Source organism: Streptomyces viridiviolaceus, from assembly GCF_014650995.1.
Classification (GTDB): domain Bacteria; phylum Actinomycetota; class Actinomycetes; order Streptomycetales; family Streptomycetaceae; genus Streptomyces; species Streptomyces viridiviolaceus.
Genome location: NZ_BMWA01000024.1, coordinates 47643 through 66150, shown reverse-complemented (window position 1 = coordinate 66150; position 18508 = coordinate 47643). Strand labels below are relative to the sequence as shown.

Annotated in this window: 20 protein-coding genes and 1 pseudogene; 9 read left to right on the top strand and 12 right to left on the bottom strand. The window is 71.2% G+C overall.

Annotation, left to right across the window (positions count from 1 at the left end):
• Positions 1–58: 58 nt before the first annotated feature.
• Complete coding sequence (locus IE260_RS30145; RefSeq protein ID WP_189877567.1) at positions 59–337, top strand: hypothetical protein; 279 nt, start codon at positions 59–61, stop codon at positions 335–337.
• 21 nt (positions 338–358) lie between these two features.
• Here the strand turns inward: IE260_RS30145 and IE260_RS30140 are convergent, their stop codons facing one another.
• The gene (locus IE260_RS30140; RefSeq protein ID WP_189877565.1) at positions 359–835 is read right to left on the bottom strand and encodes a GreA/GreB family elongation factor; all 477 of its coding nucleotides are present in this window, start codon (positions 833–835) and stop codon (positions 359–361) included.
• 300 nt (positions 836–1135) lie between these two features.
• On the opposite strand from IE260_RS30140, the gene IE260_RS30135 reads away from it, so the two are divergent.
• Both IE260_RS30135 and IE260_RS30130 read left to right on the top strand, forming a co-directional pair.
• Positions 1136–2512: a cytochrome ubiquinol oxidase subunit I gene (locus tag IE260_RS30135; RefSeq protein WP_373303426.1), complete on the top strand. Its 1377-nt coding sequence runs from the start codon at positions 1136–1138 to the stop codon at positions 2510–2512.
• Between the two features lie 75 nt (positions 2513–2587).
• The gene (locus IE260_RS30130) at positions 2588–3622 is read left to right on the top strand and encodes a cytochrome d ubiquinol oxidase subunit II (RefSeq protein WP_229881430.1); all 1035 of its coding nucleotides are present in this window, start codon (positions 2588–2590) and stop codon (positions 3620–3622) included.
• Between the two features lie 18 nt (positions 3623–3640).
• Here IE260_RS30130 and IE260_RS30125 read toward each other — a convergent pair whose 3' ends face one another.
• The gene (locus IE260_RS30125; RefSeq protein WP_189877563.1) at positions 3641–4318 is read right to left on the bottom strand and encodes a hypothetical protein; all 678 of its coding nucleotides are present in this window, start codon (positions 4316–4318) and stop codon (positions 3641–3643) included.
• Between the two features lie 264 nt (positions 4319–4582).
• Between IE260_RS30125 and IE260_RS30120 the strand changes: the two genes are divergently transcribed.
• Positions 4583–5566, top strand: a complete 984-nt coding sequence (locus tag IE260_RS30120) for a Dyp-type peroxidase (protein ID WP_189877562.1) — start codon at positions 4583–4585, stop codon at positions 5564–5566.
• A 4-nt stretch (positions 5567–5570) separates the two neighbouring features.
• Positions 5571–6386, top strand: a complete 816-nt coding sequence (locus tag IE260_RS30115) for a family 1 encapsulin nanocompartment shell protein (RefSeq protein ID WP_189877560.1) — start codon at positions 5571–5573, stop codon at positions 6384–6386.
• Positions 6387–6414: 28 nt separating this feature from the next.
• On the opposite strand, the gene IE260_RS30110 is transcribed toward IE260_RS30115, so the two are convergent.
• The 5 genes and pseudogenes from IE260_RS30110 to IE260_RS30090 form a co-directional block, all read right to left on the bottom strand.
• On the bottom strand, positions 6415–6774 hold the full coding sequence (locus IE260_RS30110) for a thioesterase family protein (protein ID WP_189877558.1): 360 nt from the start codon (positions 6772–6774) through the stop codon (positions 6415–6417).
• Between the two features lie 9 nt (positions 6775–6783).
• Positions 6784–8187: a potassium channel family protein gene (locus IE260_RS30105; RefSeq protein WP_229881427.1), complete on the bottom strand. Its 1404-nt coding sequence runs from the start codon at positions 8185–8187 to the stop codon at positions 6784–6786.
• Positions 8188–8364: 177 nt separating this feature from the next.
• A complete protein-coding gene (locus IE260_RS30100) occupies positions 8365–8901 on the bottom strand; it encodes a DUF488 domain-containing protein (protein ID WP_189877556.1) in 537 nt (178 codons plus the stop codon).
• A gap of 51 nt (positions 8902–8952) precedes the next feature.
• Positions 8953–9327: pseudogene (locus IE260_RS30095) on the bottom strand (LLM class flavin-dependent oxidoreductase); the annotation flags it as partial.
• A gap of 110 nt (positions 9328–9437) precedes the next feature.
• Positions 9438–10031 carry an NADPH-dependent FMN reductase gene (locus tag IE260_RS30090; RefSeq protein ID WP_189877554.1) on the bottom strand — a complete coding sequence of 198 codons (594 nt, stop codon included), beginning with the start codon at positions 10029–10031 and terminating at the stop codon, positions 9438–9440.
• Between the two features lie 112 nt (positions 10032–10143).
• Here IE260_RS30090 and IE260_RS30085 point away from each other — a divergent pair, with 112 nt between their 5' ends.
• The gene (locus tag IE260_RS30085; RefSeq protein ID WP_189877552.1) at positions 10144–10980 is read left to right on the top strand and encodes a helix-turn-helix domain-containing protein; all 837 of its coding nucleotides are present in this window, start codon (positions 10144–10146) and stop codon (positions 10978–10980) included.
• Positions 10981–11041: 61 nt separating this feature from the next.
• Here the strand turns inward: IE260_RS30085 and IE260_RS30080 are convergent, their stop codons facing one another.
• From IE260_RS30080 to IE260_RS30070, 3 genes are all read right to left on the bottom strand, one after another.
• Positions 11042–11371 (bottom strand): hypothetical protein, encoded by a 330-nt coding sequence (locus IE260_RS30080; protein WP_189877550.1) that lies wholly within the window; start codon positions 11369–11371, stop codon positions 11042–11044.
• A 91-nt stretch (positions 11372–11462) separates the two neighbouring features.
• Complete coding sequence (locus IE260_RS30075; protein WP_308434707.1) at positions 11463–12065, bottom strand: hypothetical protein; 603 nt, start codon at positions 12063–12065, stop codon at positions 11463–11465.
• A 218-nt stretch (positions 12066–12283) separates the two neighbouring features.
• Positions 12284–13087: a sulfite exporter TauE/SafE family protein gene (locus IE260_RS30070; RefSeq protein ID WP_229881422.1), complete on the bottom strand. Its 804-nt coding sequence runs from the start codon at positions 13085–13087 to the stop codon at positions 12284–12286.
• Between the two features lie 84 nt (positions 13088–13171).
• On the opposite strand from IE260_RS30070, the gene IE260_RS30065 reads away from it, so the two are divergent.
• Positions 13172–13984: an AraC family transcriptional regulator gene (locus IE260_RS30065; RefSeq protein ID WP_189877548.1), complete on the top strand. Its 813-nt coding sequence runs from the start codon at positions 13172–13174 to the stop codon at positions 13982–13984.
• Positions 13985–14072: 88 nt separating this feature from the next.
• On the opposite strand, the gene IE260_RS42685 is transcribed toward IE260_RS30065, so the two are convergent.
• Together IE260_RS42685 and IE260_RS30060 are read right to left on the bottom strand one after the other, a co-directional pair.
• Complete coding sequence (locus tag IE260_RS42685; RefSeq protein ID WP_268254951.1) at positions 14073–14204, bottom strand: hypothetical protein; 132 nt, start codon at positions 14202–14204, stop codon at positions 14073–14075.
• Positions 14205–14367: 163 nt separating this feature from the next.
• Entirely contained in the window at positions 14368–15759 is a 1392-nt protein-coding gene (locus tag IE260_RS30060; protein WP_189877545.1) for an MFS transporter, read from the bottom strand.
• A gap of 274 nt (positions 15760–16033) precedes the next feature.
• On the opposite strand from IE260_RS30060, the gene IE260_RS30055 reads away from it, so the two are divergent.
• Positions 16034–17521: an aldehyde dehydrogenase family protein gene (locus IE260_RS30055; protein WP_189877543.1), complete on the top strand. Its 1488-nt coding sequence runs from the start codon at positions 16034–16036 to the stop codon at positions 17519–17521.
• 19 nt (positions 17522–17540) lie between these two features.
• Positions 17541–18506, top strand: coding sequence for a VOC family protein (locus tag IE260_RS30050; RefSeq protein ID WP_189877542.1), 966 nt, complete (start codon positions 17541–17543; stop codon positions 18504–18506).
• Positions 18507–18508: the final 2 nt, after the last annotated feature.

Here is an 18508-nt window from a genome sequence, read left to right as displayed (position 1 = left end):
GCGGCATGCGCACCCGTGCACAAGGGCGCCGGGGTGCGCATCGGAGGAGGACGCAGCCATGGCACACCACCACAAGCCCAATCGAGCGGTCGAGGGCGACCCGGCGTACGGCCACACCCGTGGGATGCCCCGCCGGCCCGACCAGGACGAACTGGACGCGCGGACGGTAAGGGAGCGAGAAGAGGCGGGGCTGCCCGCCCGGGCGCCGCAGGACGCGGACACCGTGTACCGAGCGGTGCTGGACCAGGTCGACAGCGAGGCCAACGCGGGGGACATCCCGACGGGCTCCCCGCGCAAGCACCGGGGTTCCTTCCCGCCGACCGGCTACCGGGGCTGAGCCCGGGCGCGGCCGGGGGCGTCACTGCCCGCCGGATGACCCGCCGAGGGACACCACGACCGCGGTCGCCCGCCCGTCGGGCGTGTCGTAGTGCAACGAGTCGCCGGCGCGGCGGCCGAGCAGTGCGCGGCCGAGCGGACTGTCGGACGTGACCAACGTCCGGTCCAGTGCCTGGGCCGTCTCGCCGATCTGTACGGTCTCGACCGTGCCGTCCGCGAAGCGCACGGTCACCGTGCTGCCCACGCCGACCACATCGGTGGGAGGCGGGCCGGCCACGCTCGCCCGACGGAGCCGAGTGGTGATCTGCGCGATGCGGGCGTCCAGACGCTCGAGAGCGTCGGCCCGCTGCAACTCGTCCGCCTCGTCGGCGCGGTCGCCCACCCCGTCGTTGTTCCGGAGGGTTGCCGCGACCGTCGCGCGTTCGTCGCACAGATCGGCGAGCTCCTGCTCGAGGGCTTGACGGGCGGCGTCGCTGATCGGCGCTGGTTCGCTGGACATGCCGGGTCCTCGGGGTGGGAGTGCATGGGGGCAAAGCGATACAAAACCGCCTGATTTCGGCATCGTAGCGGAGGTGGTGCCGCCGCGGCGGTTCTTCCGTGCGAAGTGGCGCACCGGCGGCAGCGGACGGCCCACGCCGCAGTCGAGGGCGAGTGCCATGCGTGGCGCTGCGGGCTCTTCCCTGCCCTCGGGGGATACGGTCATCTCTGAAAAATCAGGCCAAAAGGGCCTTGTTTCGTACCGTTCCGGGAGTAACTCGTGCTCGATCGCCTCGCCTGCGGCGTCCGGTCGTTCGCCGCCCTGGCGGCGGACGGGGTGTCGGACGGCGACCTGGCCGCGGCCCGGGCACAAATGGGATTCTCACTGGCCTGGCACATCGTCGTGGCCTGCCTCGGCGTGGGGCTGCCCGCCCTGACGCTCATCGCCGAGTGGTACGGCATCCGCACAGGAGATCCCGCGCACCGCCTGCTGGCACGCCGATGGGCCCGAGGCATGGGGGTCCTGTTCGCGGTGGGCGCCGTCTCCGGCACCATCCTCAGCTTCGAGATGGGGCTGCTGTGGCCCGGCCTGATGGGCACGTACGGGCAGGTCATCGGCTTGCCCTTCGCGCTGGAGGGCATCGCGTTCTTCATCGAGGCGATCTTTCTGGGCATCTACCTCTACGCCTGGGACCGGATGCCCCCCAGGCGGCACCTGCTCACCGGCTTGCCGATCGTGGTCGCGGGCGTGGCCTCGGCGTTCTTCGTCGTCTGCGCCAACGCGTGGATGAACCAGCCCCGCGGATTCACCCTGCGGGACGGGAAAGTCGTCGACGTGGACCCCTGGGCGGCCATGCTCAACCCGGCGAGCCCGCCCCAGACCGTGCACATGATCCTGGCGGCGTTCATGGTGGCGTCCTTCCTGACCGCCGCGGTCTATGCGGTCGCCATGCTGCGGGGCCGCCGGGACTCCTATCACAAGGCCGGGTTCTTCATCCCGTTCACACTGGGCGCAGTGGTGACCCCGTTCCAGATCGTCGTCGGCGACTGGGCCGCACGGTTCCTGGCCGAGTACCAGCCGGCGAAGCTGGCCGCCATGGAAGGCGTGTACACCACCGGCTCCCACGTGCCCCTGACACTCGGCGGCATCGCCCGCGACGACGCCCTGCGCTACGGGCTGGAGATCCCGAACGGGCTCTCCCTGCTGATCGGATACCACCCCAGCACCGTCGTCCAGGGCCTGGACAAGGTGCCGCGCAGTCAGTGGCCCGCGGTCACAGCGGTGCACTGGGCGTTCGACGTGATGGTCGCCGTCGGGCTCTTCCTGCTGCTCCTCGGGGCCTGGCTGCTGCTCTCGTGGTGGCGTGGCCGACGTGGCAACGGTGAACTGCTCGACCAGCGCGGATCGCGCCTGTTCCTGTGGCTCGCCGCGATCGCCGGACCTGCCTCGGTGATCGCGTTGGAGTGCGGCTGGTGTGTCACCGAACTCGGACGGCAGCCGTGGATCGTGTGGGGGATCATGAGCGTGCGGGACGCCGTCAACCCCGCGCCCGGGCTGATGACCGGCCTGTGGCTGGTGCTGGTCGTCTATGCCGCCATGACCGTGGCCACGGTGTACGTCCTGCGCCGTCTGGCCACGCGCACGGCCGTGCCGCTCGCGCCGCAGGAAGAGGACGTCGAACGCTACCCGGTCGTGTGACCGTGGGAGTTTCCGTCACCCGTCCGGCACCACCCGATCCGCGTCCCGATTCCCCGGCCACCACTGGAGGTCACCGTGCTCGCAGACACGGCGCTCGCCGTCATGTGGGTGGGTCTCACCTGCTACGCCGTCTTCGGCGGTGCCGACTTCGGCGCCGGCGTGTGGGACCTCCTCGCCGGCGGGTCACGACGGGGACGGCCCCAGCGTCAACTGGTCGAGCACAGCATCGGCCCCGTGTGGGAGGCCAACCACGTCTGGCTGATCTTCGTGATCGTGCTGCTGTGGTCGGCCTTCTCACCGGTCTTCGCCGCCGTCATGTCCACGCTCTACCTGCCGCTGACCCTCGCGGCCCTCGGCATCATCGCCCGCGGAGCCGCCTTCGCCTTCCGCAAGGCCAGCACCGAGCTGTGGCAGCAACGTCTGTTCGGCGCCTGCTTCGCCCTGTCCTCGCTGATCACACCGTTCTTCCTCGGCACCGTCGCCGGCGGCGTCGCCTCCGGACGGGTGCCGCCCGGCCTCGCCGAGGGTGACGTCCTCACCAGCTGGCTCAACCCGACGTCGATCCTCGGCGGTGTCCTGGCCGTGCTGACCTGCGCCCACCTGGCAGCGGTGTACCTGTGCGCCGACGCCGCCCGCGAGGACCGGACCGCTCTCGCCGCCGCCTTCGCCCGCCGCGGCATCATCAGCGGCCTGACGTGCGGTGCCGTCGCGTGCGTCGGGATCGCCGTACTGCACGCCGATGCGCCGGACCTCTTCCGGGGACTGACCCACCGCGGGCTGCCCCTCGTGGTCCTCAGTGCCGTCGCCGGTCTCAGCGGGCTCGTGCTGCTGCACAGGAGGCGTTACGTACTGGCACGGCCCGTCGCGGCGCTGGCCGTCGCCGCGATCCTGTGGGCCTGGGGCGCGGCGCAGTACCCCGCCATGCTGGTGGGCGGTACGACGGTCGACCAGGCCGCCTCCGACGGCGCGGTCCTCTCCGCCTGCCTGATCGCGCTGGCGGTAGGAGCGGTCCTGCTGGCTCCCTCCTTGTGGCTGCTGTACGCGACCTTCCAGCGGCGCAGTCCTGCCGCGCCGCCCGAGGCGCGCCCCCAGCCCCCCAGCTCCCACTGAGCGGAAACCTCGATCACTTCAGACCGATCGCTGTGATGTCCAGCTGTCGGCTGCGGTCCGGATGTCATGGCGCATGTGGTTCATCAACTCGCCCAGCTCACCGACTTCGGGGTTGAGCTCCTCTGCGCGCGGCGCGGCCTGTTGCAGCCATGTCGCCGCGGCCTCCGCCAGCTCGGCCGCCTGTTCTCCGTGACCGTCGCCGAGCAGCTCTTCGATCTCGAAAGCGATGCCGGCGAGCGTTTCGTCGTCGGTTTCCGGGAGCAGGCAGCCCTTCAACCCGGGTGGGTAGGGTGTTCGCTCCCTGGATTCACGCAGGGCGGTGACGACCGCGGGCTCTTCGCTGTATCGGTCGAGGAGGCCCATGACGACGTACAACCGCGCCACCAGTCGCGGCAGGCCAGGGTGCCGGTCCAGCCACGTCACAAGGCCGTGCTGACCACCGAGGTGGTCGATGATCTCCGACATGCCGGCCGCGAGCGTGTTGGGCAGGACCCAATGGAACGGCAGCAGCCGCGCCACCTGGTCCGCGAGCTCCGCCTCACGCTGGGGAGTCGGCGTGCCGGCGACGAAGTCGCTGACCAGCGCGCGATCCAAGCCGAATCCGGCGGGTGTCGATCGGCCTCGCGAGCTGCGGGACGCGCCGTGGCGCGGGTGAAGGAGCTCACGGGTGATCCTGCTCAGCAATTTCTCGTGCATGAAGCCTCCCGGCAGGCCATACGCCGGTCCTGTCTCTGGCGGAGTGTGTCCTTGGCGCATGCTGCTGGGGCGCGCGTTCGAAGCAGCTGCCCGGAGCCTGCACGGACACTTTGCCAGGCGACGCGAGACAGCGCGCGCTGGTTGGGTCACGCGGGCCGGCCATGTGGCGACCTGCCGGTCGGGCGGCGAGACTGGGTGAGCGCGGAGGCTTTTGCCCGCTGGGCGTTGTGCCGTAGCCGCGACAGGTAGGAGGAGGCAGACTCTGTGGTCGAGTCGCAGCCCGTGCTCGCCCCACCAGCCAAAGCGGCGGTTTTCCTCGTGTGCACCATCCAGGCGGGGGGCGAGGGCATTGTCCGTGACCTGCTGCCAGATCTCGCCGGGCTGAAGCGGTCGGTCGGATTCCGGGCCCCGGATGCAGAACTCACCTGCGTGGTGGGTATCGGCTCAGCGGCATGGGACCGGCTCTTCGAGGGGCCGCGTCCGCGTGAGCTGCACCCCTTCGTGCCGTTGGCGGGCCCCCGTCACTGTGCCCCTTCCACCCCCGGTGACCTCCTCTTCCATGTGCGGGCCCGTCGTATGGACCTCTGTTTCGAGCTGGCTCAGTTGATCGCCGAACGTCTCGGCGGAGCGGTCATGGTGGTGGACGAGGTGCACGGATTCAAGTCCTTCGACGAGCGCGACCTCCTCGGCTTCGTCGACGGCACGGAGAACCCGGAGGGCCGACTCGCGGCCGACGCGGTGTTCATCGGGGAGGAAGACCGCGCTTTTGCGGGTGGCAGCTACGTCATCGTGCAGAAGTACCTGCACGATCTCACGGCGTGGAACGCCCTGACCACGGAGGAGCAGGAGAAGGCCATCGGCCGGACCAAACTGAACAACGTCGAACTGCCCGACGACGTCAAGCCCGCGGACTCCCACGTCGCCCTCAACACGATCACCGACGAGTACGGCAACGAGCGGAAAATCGTGCGGGACAACATGCCGTTCGGCCGCGTCGGAGCGAGGGAGTTCGGCACCTACTTCATCGGCTACGCGCGCACCCCCGACGTCACGGAACAGATGCTGCGGCACATGTTCCTGGGGGACCGTCCCCACGTTCACGACCGCATCCTCGATTTCTCCACGGCGGTCACCGGTTGCCTCTTCCACGTCCCGAGCGCCGACTTCCTCGACGATCTGCCCGCCCCGCCCACGGGCGCCACAGTGACGGAAGGTTCCCTGGGCATCGGCAGTCTCAAAGGAGCCTGATTACATGTCCACGCCCACCGGAACGAACAACCTCCACCGCGGCCTCGCCCCGATCACCCCGCAGGCGTGGGCACAGATCGAGGACGAGGCCCGACGCACCTTCGAACGCAACGTCGGGGGCCGTCGCGTGGTGGATGTGAGCGGACCCGACGGACCTGCGTCGGCGGCAGTCGGCACCGGCCACCTCACCGCCGTCGAAGCCCCGGCGACGGGCGTCGCCGCCCGACTGCGTCAGGTGCAGCCACTGGTCGAACTGCGCGTCCCCTTCAAGATCACCCGCGACGCGGTGGACGACGTCGAGCGCGGCGCGCAGGACTCCGACTGGCAGCCGGTCAAGGACGCGGCGCGAGCCATGGCCCTCGCCGAGGACCGAGCCATCTTCGAGGGGTACGCGGCGGCCGGGATCGACGGCCTGCGCCGGCGCACCTCCAACCCGGTCCTCGGCCTGCCTGCACAGCCCCGTGAGTACCCGGACGCCGTCAGCCGAGCCCTGACGACACTGCGCCTGGCCGGAGTCGCCGGTCCGTACGCCCTGGTGCTGGGCGCCGAGGCGTACACCGCGGTGAGTGAGACGTCCGACCACGGATACCCCATCGCCGCGCATCTCGGCCGCCTGCTGGACGGACCCCCCATATGGGCACCGGCGCTCGACGGCGCCTTTCTGGTGTCCACGCGGGGAGGAGATTTCGAACTGCGCCTCGGTGAGGATCTCGCGATCGGCTACACCGGGCACGACGCCGACGAGATCGAGCTGTACCTCCGCCAGACCCTGACGTTCCTGGTGTACACGGACGAGGCCGTGGTGGCACTCACCTCCTGAGCGCGAAGCACGTCGATCGGTGGTGTGCCTATGGCCGGGGCGCCGCCGCGAGGAACCGCTGCCGGTCCACGACCGCCCGATCGATCTCTCCGGTGGCGACGAGCTCGCCCGCGCCGTCGACGGCACGAACACGGAAGGTGAGCCGCCTGCCGGCCGCAGAGGCCGGAGGCTCGGCGACGACCTCCACCCGCCCGCCGACGCGTGTGGCACGGAGATGTTCGACGCGGATGGCCGTTCCCACCGTCGTCTGGCCCGCTCCGGTGAAGGCCGCGGCGGCCCGCACGGTCGCCGCTTCCATCCATGCGATCAGCCGAGGGGTGGAGAGCACGGGCACGTCGCCGCTGCCCACTGTCACCGCCGTGTCGGCATCGGTTACCTGATGGTGCATTCCCCTACGCTAACCGCCGGGTACGTCGACCCGGTCCGAGGAGATGGCCGGCAGAGCGAGCGCGGCGGGAGAGGACGGCGCGTGGGGACAGCCTTCGCGAGCGGTGAGGGGCCGGCGGGCGAAGGTTTCGTCCGGTGCCTGCAGGTAGACGTCGTGTTCGTGGGTGACGACGCCGACGGCGGGTTCGCGCAGGAGCCGGGCCAGCACGTAGGCGGCGGCCAGACTGGTGACGTCTCTGACCGTACCCATCGGCAGCAGGGAACGGGTCTCGGCGATGGCGTCGTGTTCGCCGGCCCTGATGATGACGCGAGTGCCGGGTGCCACGCCGTGGGCGGCGATGGCTACGGCGATGTTGTCGAGGTCGTCCGAGCCGACGGCGGCCAGGGCCCGGGCATGCCCGAGGCGTAGCCGTTCGAGTACGGACCGGTCGCCGCCGTGACCGGCCATGACGGGGATGCCGAGAGTGCGGGCGAGGCGCGCGGTCGAGACGTGGGGGTCCCGTTCCACCCCGACGACGGGAATGCCCAGGTGCCGCAGCTCGACGCAGAGCCGCATGCCGACCTGACCCATGCCGACCACGATGACGTGACCCGAGCGGGGCACTGTGCGGGGCCCTATGAGCCCGATGAGTCTCGAGCCCAGGATGCGCTCGATGACGCCTGCGGTGAACAGGGCACTGAGAACCAGCGTGACCAGCATGGACACGCTGGAGAGGACCTGGTAGCCGGGGGCATCGGTCGGAGCGGTCGCCGGGCCGACCGCGGCGACGACGCGGGCGGCGTGGAAGAAGGCCTCGGTGGGCGGGTGGCCGTGGCTCACCAGCCACGACCAGTCGACCGCCAGCACGGCGAGAATGCCGGACAGACCCGTCAGCAGCAGACGGGCGCCCGCATCATGAGGCCGCAACTGCCCGGCCACGTGCCGCAGGCAGTGCCACGGGCGCCGCCGGTGCCGCAGCCATGTCTCCGCCCGCAGTCCGCCGTCTCCTGCGCGGACGGTCCGTACCCGCTGACCGGACCGGTACAGGGCAAGGCTCGACGGATCGGTGCAGGGACCGGCAAGGGCGGGTACGGCAAGGTCCGCCGGCGATGTGACGTCGCACTGCGGCAGCAGGCGTCTGAGCTCGTCGGCGACGGTGCGGTCGAAGACCATGGCGACGATGGGGACCTCGGGGAGGAGATGGGCCACGGCCAGTGCGTAGCGCAGGGCTGCGACGTCATCGTGCAGCACGATCGCCACGCCATCGGGATCGGCCCGCAGCGAGCGGCGCAACTCGCCGTCGGTGGGCCGGAGCAGGTGGTCGACGGAGTGCCGGTGCTCTCTGAGCGATGCGCAGACACGGCGGGCGAGATTGGTGTCGCCGATGACGGTGAATGCGCGGAGGGCTGCCGGTTCCGGGTGCGTGGGAATCACAGTGCTGGCGCATCCCTTCGGTCGCGGAAGTCGGCGCCGATCGGCCGTAGGGGCGGCGGCAGTCGCATGCGTCGGCCGAATCCTCGCCGGTCACAAGCGTCGGTGCATTACCGGGGCCGGTCAAAGAGGAGTTTTTGATCGTCCGATAAGCGAGGGTTATCTTGCGGCAATCTGCCGTCAGCGTCCCGACGGGGGAGGCGGGTAGGTCAGGTGCCCGTTCTCGACCTTCGCGTGCTTGTTCAGGACGGCCGGTTTCGAGGTGGTGGCCGACATGATGTCCACGACCTCCGCGCCGGCGACGATCAACGCGTCAGCGATCAACCTGCGGTGGCAGCGCCACGGCACCGCTTCGCTGCACATGATCGCCGGCCGCTCGCGTTCGGCCACTTCGAGCAACGCGTTCAGGCCCTCCGCGAATTCGTCGCTCGCCATGTAGTCGGCGTAGTCGCGGAAGGCCTTGACCTGCCATGCGCCGTTGACACTCGGCACGCCTTCAGGGGTGTGCCGGCGGCCACCCAGCTCGGGAATCCAGCGGTACTCGATATCGGACGGCAGGGCGTCGACGATCGCCGACTGGTTCCACTGGGGGTACTTCCGCGACGACGGAAAGGAGCGGACATCGACCAAGCAGGTGACGTCATTGCTCCGCAGCATCCTCAGCAGCTCGTCGAAGTCACGCGTGGAATGCCCGACCGTATGGATACGGTTCGCCATCCTGCTGCCTCGCTCGGGTCGCCGGACCGCGACATGCGGCCGTTCGTCACATTATGACCCGGGAGGCCAAGCACCTCCTGCACCCAGGATGAGGCGGAGCTGCGTGTTCACGTCGGCGACGTCCGCCAGGTCCCGGCCGGTGAACGCCTTGACGAGGGTGCGGTCGGTGACGGCGCAGATCACGTGGTTCACGCCGCTCGGCGCGATCTCCCGGCGGATCTTCTCGCGGCACTCCTCGGGCGTGCCCGCTATGGAGAGGCGTTCGGCGATCTCCGGCGTGGTCAGCTCGATGCCGCGAGAAAGGTCCCCGGCGGCGATGGCGTCGACGACCGGTTTGAGTTCACCCGGCTCCACGCCGTTGCGGCGCAGTTGCTCCTCAGGCATCGAAGAGGCGTAGATGCCGACCGTGCTGCGCGCCGCGTCCTTTTGGACGTGGGGACGCACGGGGGGCGTCGGACACGTCAACCCTCGTGGGCAGTCCGCGCTCCTCGGGGCGGGCCCGCGATGCGCACCGGGCCGCCACGCCCCCCGCCCCGTCAGGCGGGGTAGGGGGCGGCCCGGCGTGCCGATCGGAGCGCGCCCGCCCACCAGGCCAACTGGTCGAGCAGGGTCTTGGCGTACACGGGAGCTTCGGGATCGAGCGGACGATCGTCCTGCCAGGTGTGGAAGTAGTTCGGGAAGGCCAGGCCGTCGCGGATCGTCACGGCGTGCAGTTCCGTCAGGACGTTCTCCAGGTGCAGCACCGCATGCCGGCCGCCTGCCGCACCGCCGTAGCTGACGAAGGCGACGGGTTTGGCCGTCCACTGGGTGAAGTGCCAGTCGATGGCCGCCTTCAGCGACGCGGGATAGCTGTGGTTGTACTCCGGCGTGACGACGACGAACCCGTCGGCGGCCTCCAGCGCCGAGGTGAGCGCAGCCATCCCGGCCGGGCGGGGGTAGTCGTCGCCGGCGTACTTCGGCGGTGCCGCGGGGAGCGACAGCGGGATGTCGAACTCGGCCAGATCCATGACGTCCACCTCGAACCCGCCGTGCGAACGGGCCTGTTCGGCCACCCATGAGCCCACCGTGGGACCGAAGCGTCCCTCTCGGACGCTTCCGACGATGACCAGCAGCTTGTGTGTGTTCTCCATGCCCACCACGATCGGCTCCCGGCACGGCGGCAGACAGACCGGGCTCAGGCTGGCCCCCGCAGGGCCACCCTGAGTACTGCGCGACGGGAGGCCGGCGCCATAAGCTCGGCCCATGGGCACGCCGTTGGGGGATTTCGTCAGGGCCAGGCGCGACAGCATCCAGCCGGAATCGCTGGGGCTGCCCGATCACGGCCGCCGCCGGTCACCCGGGCTGCGCCGCTCGGACCTCGCCACACGAGCCGGCATCAGCGTCGAGTACCTGACCCGTATCGAGCAGGGCCGAGACCGCAATCCCTCGATCGCCGTGGTGAACGCGCTCGCCGATGCGCTCAGCCTCGACCCCGCGGAACGGAACCACCTGCGCTACCTGGCGAAGATCACCGGTGGTGAGTGTTCCGCCCACGTCCGGTCGGCGCCGGCGCGCCGTGACGTGCGGACGTCGGTCCTCCGGACGCTCCGCCTCCTGGAACCGGGCATCGCGATCGTGACCAACAGGGTGGGCGACATCCTCGCTCACACCAGCGCGTTCGAGGCCGTGACGAGCGGAACCGGGCTGCTGGACACCGACGCCCCGAACCTCACACGCTACGTCTTCACCGACTCCCGGGCGCGCACGTTCTTCGCCGACTGGGACGACGTGGCGGACGAGCAGGCGCTCGACCTGTGGCTCGGGCCGTCCGTCGAGAATTCCGAGTGGATCACCGCGGAGCTCGCGCCCATGGCCGGTGCCGACTTCACACGCAGGCTGAACCGCCACGTGGTTCCGCAGCGGGGTGCCCTCAGGCTCAACCACCCCAGCGGGCGCGAGCTGCGGCTCGTCCGCGAAACGCTCGACCTCTCCTCGGACGCGCAGCAACTGGTCGTCTTCCTCCCCGCGGACGAAGGCACGGACCTGGCCGTCGAACAACTCCGCCGCCCGTCCCGGAGCCACCTCCGCGTCATCTCGTGACGCATGCGGTCCGTGCACGCGTCAACCGTCCCGAGGAGGGCCGTGGGCCGTCTCCCTCGGGCTACGGGCGGTGGGCCGCGGCGTCCTTCGACAACTGGACGGCCGAGAGCAGGCTGAGACCGGGTGCAGCCTCGCGCAGCACCTTGATCGCCTGCACGGAGTCGGCGGGGCCCTCGTGACCGGCCGCGGCGAGTCGTTCGTGGACCCAACGGGCGCGCAGCTCCGCGTCGGAGGCGGCGGCAGCCTGCTCGATCAAGGCGGCGGCTTCTTCCAGCCCGGGCCGCTGCTCGGGCCCCGCTTCGGCGAGCGCCTGACGCACGCCGGCGGCGATGACGTCCGCGTCCCGCAGGACGAGGACACTGAGTCCCGGTTGCTCGCTCCGTCCGAACATGCAGCCATGCTCGACGCCGACCACCGTGCGGATCAAGGAACTTGAGCGGCATCTGAGCTGCGCGGCACCGAGCCGGCACCCGGATGCCGGATCAGGCGGCGTCGGCTGTCACCGGGCCATGCTGCCGGCCGCGCGACGGCGTTACCCGTACGCGACCGTCAGCACGGCCAGGAGTGGCCCCCACAGGACCAGCGGCGCGTAGCAGAAGTAGAACCAGGCACTCTCCCAGCCCCCGGCCCGGGTAGGTGCTGGGCACCTCCTCGCCTCGGACCGTGACTCCCATGACCTCGGTGACGGGTGTGATGACGGTCCACAGGAGTGTGAGGAGCGTGGCCCCGACGGCGGCCGGCAGGACCACCGCCGTCGTCGGTATCCGGCGCCCGCCCAGGAGCGGGACCCACCGCGGGAACACCTCGCCCCAGCGGGCGACCAGCCCGATCGCGCTGAACGCGAGGACTTCGGACAGGACGGAGAGGGAGACGATGTACGCCCGTTGGCCGAAGCCGATGCCGTCGGCGAATGCCGCCGGGAGCCGCCGGACGCCGGACGGCAGGACGATGAACGGCACCGCGCAGGCGACGAGTTGGATTCTCCGGGACACCCCGGCGACGGGCCGGTGGGCCGCCCGCCACGCGGTGCGCAGTCGTCCGGGGCGGGGGGTCGGGGGGTCGTCGACGCGCGGGGTCGGCTGCATGTGCGGTCCTCGGCTCCGGTGGGCCGATCGCCGGCCCGCTCGGTGACGAAGACGGCAGCCGGCAGGTCGGTAGCGGATCGTCCTGAGGGCCGGACCCGGCTCCGCCGCACGGCCGTCGGCCGGCCGGACGTGACGATTGACGGCGCGGGCACGCTCCGGGCGGCCCGCGCCACGCACCACTCGGCAGGTGCTCGGCACCACGCGCGGCCCGGAAGTGCTCAGCCCGACAGCAGCATGGCGGTCGCCACCAGAGCGAGCAGCCCGGTGTAGGTCCAGGCGTGAGCCCGGTCGGGGATCCGCGGCGGGTGCCGCCGGAGCACGAGGATCACCGGCAGAGCACCGAGGAGCAGTGCCGCCGCGGCGCCGGGGTCGACGAGGCCGATCAGGTTCACGTGCGCGTGCACCGCGGTCGGCGCCGTGGAGCCGCACAGGGAGACCGCTGTGGCAGGGAGCGCGATGACGAGGGTGAGAGGGTTGGCCAGCGCGGTCGCCACATGCATCGTGTGCCCGGCCCGTCGCATCGCGGGGACGGTCATGACGCTGCCTCCCACGCCGAGGAAGGCGGCTATCGCGCCCATCGGCACACCGAGGACGGCCGGCAACGGCCGTGGCGCCTTCGACGCCTCGCCCGCCTGTCCGCGCGGGCGGAGAAAGCCGGGGCGCACGAGCAGGTCGACGACCGTGAGAGCGACGTACGCGACGAACGCCCAGCGGACCGGGTCGGGAGGGGCGAAGCGCGAGGCCGTCGCACCGGCCGTGGCGCCGGCCGCCAGCAGGAGGAGCAGCGCGGCACTGCCGCGGAGCTCGGCGAGCACCCGGCGCCGTGTGACCGCGGTGGCGAATGCCGCGTTCACCACCATCACCAGGGCCGAGGTGGCCGTCGCCACCCGCATCGCGTCCGTGCCGAGGCCGGCGTCCGCCCAGGCCACGACAGGAACCGCGACGAAACCGCCGCCGAAGCCGAACATCACCGTGGTGAGGCCGGTGAGCAGTCCGATGCCGATCAGTGTCATCACGTCCACGGACCCACCCCACCAGGACCGCCCCCCGCCCCGCATGCGAAAGTCGGCACGGTTCCTTCGAGTCTCGGCCACTACGATGACCGGGTGAGGAACGTCGCCCTGGCGGACGTCGACCATGTCGACCGCGCCGTACTGCCCATCGGCACGGACTATCCGCCCGGACACCTGCTGGACTGGCACGAGCACCGGCGCGCGCAGTTCCTCCACGGTGCCACGGGAGTCATGGTCGTCGACACCGTGGACGGCACCTGGACCGTTCCGCCCGAGCGCGCCGTACTGATTCCGGCCGCCACCCCGCACCGGGTGCGCATGCTGGGGGTGAGCACACGGAGCCTGTACATCGAGCCGGACGCCGTCCCCTGGTGGCCCACCACGTGCACGGTCGTGGACGTTCCACCACTTCTGCGCGAACTGCTCCTCGCCGCCGTCGAGTTCGAGCCCGACTACGACCTGTCGGGACGGGGAGGACACGTCGCGGCGCTCCTCCTGCACGAGATCGCCGCGCGCACCCCGCTCCCGTTCCACGTCGGGATGCCGGCTTCGGCCGAACTCGTGGCGCTGTGCCGCGAGTACCTGGCCGCTCCGGACGCCGCGGTCACCAACGAAGCCTGGGCAGCGCGAGTGGCCATGAGCGAGCGCGCCTTCACCCGCCGCTTCCGCACCGAGACCGGCGACAGCCCGGCCGTATGGCGGGCCCGTGCCCGCACGCTCGCGGCGGTACCGCTGCTGCGCACCGCATCGGTCAGTGAGGTTGCCGGCCGCCTGGGCTACGCCTCTCCCGCCGCGTTCACCGCCGCGTTCTCGCGTGCCTTCGGCGTGCCGCCGTCGCGCTTCACCACGAGCGGCGACCGCGGCGCACGCCCCCGCGGCCGTCGCTCCCGACGGCCCGCCGCCTGACGCGGTGAACCCGCGGTCCGGTTCGTGACCGCGAACCGTGCCCGGCTGATCCGCACGGCCGCCCGCCCCCGCCGGAGCCGCAGCGACGCTAGGGGCTCCCCGCGAGCGTGACCAGCAGTCCGGCGAGTACCACCACCGCCGACACCGCGACCATCACCCCACGGGCGGCTGAGGTGAACGGGTTGAGCACTGCCGGTTCGTCGTTCTTGTCGGGCTCCACACCTGTGCAACGACCTCACGATCGTGAAAGGAACGACCGGCCGCGGAGTGTGATGGTCCGACCGGTGACGCACCGGGCGGGCGGAACCGCCGTGCGACGGCCCTGGACGGGGACTCCCCTCCGTGGCCGGCGCACGGCTCTCCGGTCGACGTCTGCCGACCCGTCAGGGTGACACCTCTTCGAGCCGGCGCCCCGCGGTCTCCTCCGCGCCCACGCCGGCGACGACGGCGCCCGCGAGGGAGACGGCGCCCAGGGTCAGGAACACGGCTTCGATGCTCCCGCCGGCGTAGACCGCGCCGACGACGATCGGGCCGAGGATCACGCCGAGGCGGTTGAGGGCGCCGCCGACGCTGCTCCCCAGGGCGCGCATCCGGGTCGGGAACAGCTCGGGTGTGTAGAGGTAGAGGCAGATGTTGGAGCCGAAGAAGAAGACGGCGGCGAGGGATGTCCAGGCCAGCACCCGCAGGGGCGTGTCGGCACCGAAACAGGCGAGGGCGACCAGCACCGCGGCCGACCCGCCGAGGCAGCCGGTGATGACGCGGCGGCGGCCGGCCCGGTCGACGGTGAGAGCGGCGACGAGGCAGCCGAGCAGACCCGCGCAGGAGGTGACCGTGGAGTACAGGAGAGCGTCGGACAGGGACAGGTCGTAGCGGTTCTGGTAGATGGTCGGCAGCCAGGAGGTGATCCCGTAGTTGACGAAGTACCCGGTGAACCACAGGGCCCCGACGACCAGGATGCGACGCCGGTAACGACCGCTGAACAGGCCGCGCAGGCCGGAGGCCGGCGCGTCGGCGGGCCCGCCGGGCACGGCGGTGGGGGAGGGCGAGGGGACGGGCGGAAGCGGGGCGCGCGTCGCCCTCTCGACGGCCGTCTCGATACGGGTCATCACGGCGGCGGCCTCCGCCGTCCGGCCCCGGTCGGCGAGCCAGCGCGGCGACTCGGGCACCATGCGGTGCACCACGAAGGCCAGGACGCCGGGCAGCGCCGCGAGCCCGTACATCCACCTCCAGCCGAGCAGGGGCACCAGCCATGCGGCCGCCAGCGCTCCGACGGTCAGGCCGGCCGGGAAGACCAGCTCGTACAGGAGCACGAAGCGGCCCCGCCGGTGGCTCCGGGTGATCTCGGCGATGAAGGTGGCGGCCACCGGTACCTCACCGCCGATGGCCAGGCCCTGCACGAACCGCAGAGCCATGAAGACCTCGAGGGAGGGGGAGAAGGCGAGCGCGAGGTTGGCGACGCTGGAGACCGCCACGCATAGGGCGATCACCCGGACGCGTCCGATGCGGTCGGCGATCCGCCCGGAGAGCAGGGCGCCGACCAGCATGCCCACCGAGCCGACGGTGAGCAGGAGCGTCGTGGCCGAGGTGGACAGATGCCACTCGCCGCGCAGCTCGGGCAGCGCGTAGGCGATCAGGAGCTGGTCGAACGCTTCGAAGAAGGTGACCGCCCCGACGACCAGGCGGACGGTGACGTGCCAGCGGGACAACGGCAACCGTTCGAAGCGGGCGGCTATGGAGGCTCGGAGTGCGCTGTCGGGCACTGCTTCGGTCGTCATGCTGGTACTCCGCTGGTTCGCAGGGGCGGGGGACGGGAGCGCGGGACACGGCGAAGAAGGTCCGGGCTGCTGAGCCAATCGGAACGGCAGGTAAGCGCCAAGCTTCTAAGCGCTTAAGTTGTATCTCTCGCCCTCGGGACCGCGTCAAGGTCTGGAGCGCGGATTTAACCGGAGATCCTTTCGCGACAGCCTCTTGCGTCGAAGATATTTAAGCCCTTAGATTTCTAGCGCTTACTCAAGCAGCTCCCACACGACCTGTTCTGGAGGCCCCCGTATGCTCCGAACTCCCCCTGACGAAGCACTCGTTGCGGGCCGGTGGCGGCGCGGCGGGGGTGCCGCGACGCAGACCCTCGACCCGGCCACCGGCGCCGCCCTCGCCACGGTGCACGCCGTCACCCCCGACGAGGTCTCCGAGGCCGCGAGGGCCGCCGCCCGGGCCGCCGCCGAGCCCCAGTGGTACGACCTCCTGCCCCACCAGCGGGCCCGATTGCTCACCCGTGTGGCCACGCTCATCGAGGACAACGCCGAACACCTCGCAGCGCTCCAGACCGCGGACACCGGCAAGGCGCTCACCGAAACCCGCGCGCTCGTGGCCAGCGCGGCCGCGACGTTCCGCTACACCGCCGCCGCCCTGGAGACCGCCGAGGAAGCGATCACGCCGTCACGCGGCGCCTACGTGACGCTGAGCGTGCACGAGCCGATCGGCGTCGTCGGCGCGATCAACCCCTGGAACTCCCCGGTTGCCAGCGATGCCCAGAAGCTCGCCCCCGCCCTGGCGGCCGGCAACGCGGTGCTGCTCAAGCCCGCCGAATGGACCCCGCTGGTCTCCCTCGCGCTGGGACGGCTGATCACTCAGGCCCTGGGCGAACTCCGCCTGCCGACGGCCTTGTTGGCCGTCCTCCCGGGATCCGGGCGGGTGGTCGGCGACGCGATCGTACGGGATCCGCACGTCGGCCGGATCGCCTTCACCGGCGGTACGGAGACCGGCCGCGCCCTGGCGCGGACCGCCGCCGAGAAGCTGATGCCCGTGTCGCTGGAGCTCGGCGGCAAGTCGCCCACCGTCGTGCTGGCCGACGCCGACATCGAGCAGGCCCTGGCCGGCGTCATGTTCGGCGTCTTCTCCTCCAGCGGGCAGTCCTGCATCGCCGGGTCACGGCTGTTCGTGGCCCGCGCTCTCTACGACGGATTCGTCGGCGAACTGGTCGCCCGCGTGACCAAGCTGCGCGTCGGCCCAGGAACGCGGCCGGACACGCAGGTCGCCCCACTGGTGCACCCCGCGCACCGCGACAAGGTCGCCGCCTACGTCGACCTGGCCCGCGGGGAGGGCGCCCGCGTGCTGTGCGGAGGCGCCGCGCCCGAGGGCCCCGAGTACGCCGACGGGGCCTACTACCTCCCCACCGTGCTGGACGGACTCCCCAACGACGCCCGCACGTGCCAGGAGGAGATCTTCGGGCCGGTCCTGGTCGCGCTGCCCTTCGACGACGAGGAGGACCTCGTGCGCCAGGCCAACGACTCCGTCTACGGACTCGCCTGCGGCATCTGGACCCGCGACCACCGGGCAGCCTGGCGGATCGCGCGCCGCGTCGAGGCGGGAACCGTCTGGATCAACACCTACAAGCAGTTCAGCGCCTCCACGCCGTTCGGCGGCATGAAGGCGAGCGGCCTCGGACGCGAGAAGGGCCGTGACGCCATCCGCGCCTACCAGCGCCAGAAGTCCCTGTACTGGGGCACCGCCACCACGCCGCTGCCCTGGGCCGGCTGACCATCCCCGGAGAGGACCCATGTACCGTCGCACCGCCCTCCAGGAACCCCCGATCGCCCGCCTGCGCGCTCTGCGCTCCGTCGAACTGCTCACCCCCCGCTTCACCGAGGCCACCGACTTCTACGAGGAAGCCTGGGGCCTGGAGGTGGTCGAGGCCGGCCACAGCGCGAGCTGGCTGCGCGGCACCGGCGAGGAGCACCACGCCCTCCAGCTCACCCGCGCCGACCGGATCGGCCTCGGCCGACTCGCCTTCGCCGTGGCGACGCCGGCGGAGATCGACGAAGCCGCCCAGCTCCTCGAACGCCGCGGCATCCAGCCGGTCACCGGCCCCGGACCGCTCGACCAGGTCGGCGGCGGCTACGGACTGCGTTTCCACGACCCCGAGGGCCGCCTGATCGAACTGTCCGCCGACACCTGGGCCGTGCCGCCCCGCGGGCGGGAGGCCGCCGTGCCCGTCGGCGTGACCCACGTCGTCCTCAACACCACCGACATCGACGCCTCCGTCGCCTTCTACCGCGAGGTGCTCGGGATGCGCGTCTCGGACTGGTCGGAGCACCAGATGGCGTTCCTGCGCTGCAACAGCGACCACCACTGCATCGCCTTCAACCAGGCCGACTGGGTCTCGCTGAACCACGTGGCGTACGAGATGAGCTCCCTCGACCACTTCATGCGCGGCATCGGACGACTGCGCCACCACGGTGTCGCCCCGCAGTGGGGCCCCGGGCGGCACGGCCCCGGCAACAACACCTTCTCCTACTTCACCGACCCCACGGGCCTGGTGTGCGAGTACACCTCCGAGGTCGCGCAGGTCGTCGAGGACCGCTGGATCTGCAAGGTGTGGCGACGCGTCCCCGAACTGTCCGACCTGTGGGGCACCGCGGGCCCGCCGTCCCGGCTGATCCGCGCCCACATGGCCGGCACCCGGGACGGCAGTCCCGTGCTGCCTCCCGTCGACGCCGAATCCGCCGTACCGCAAGGAGCCTGAAC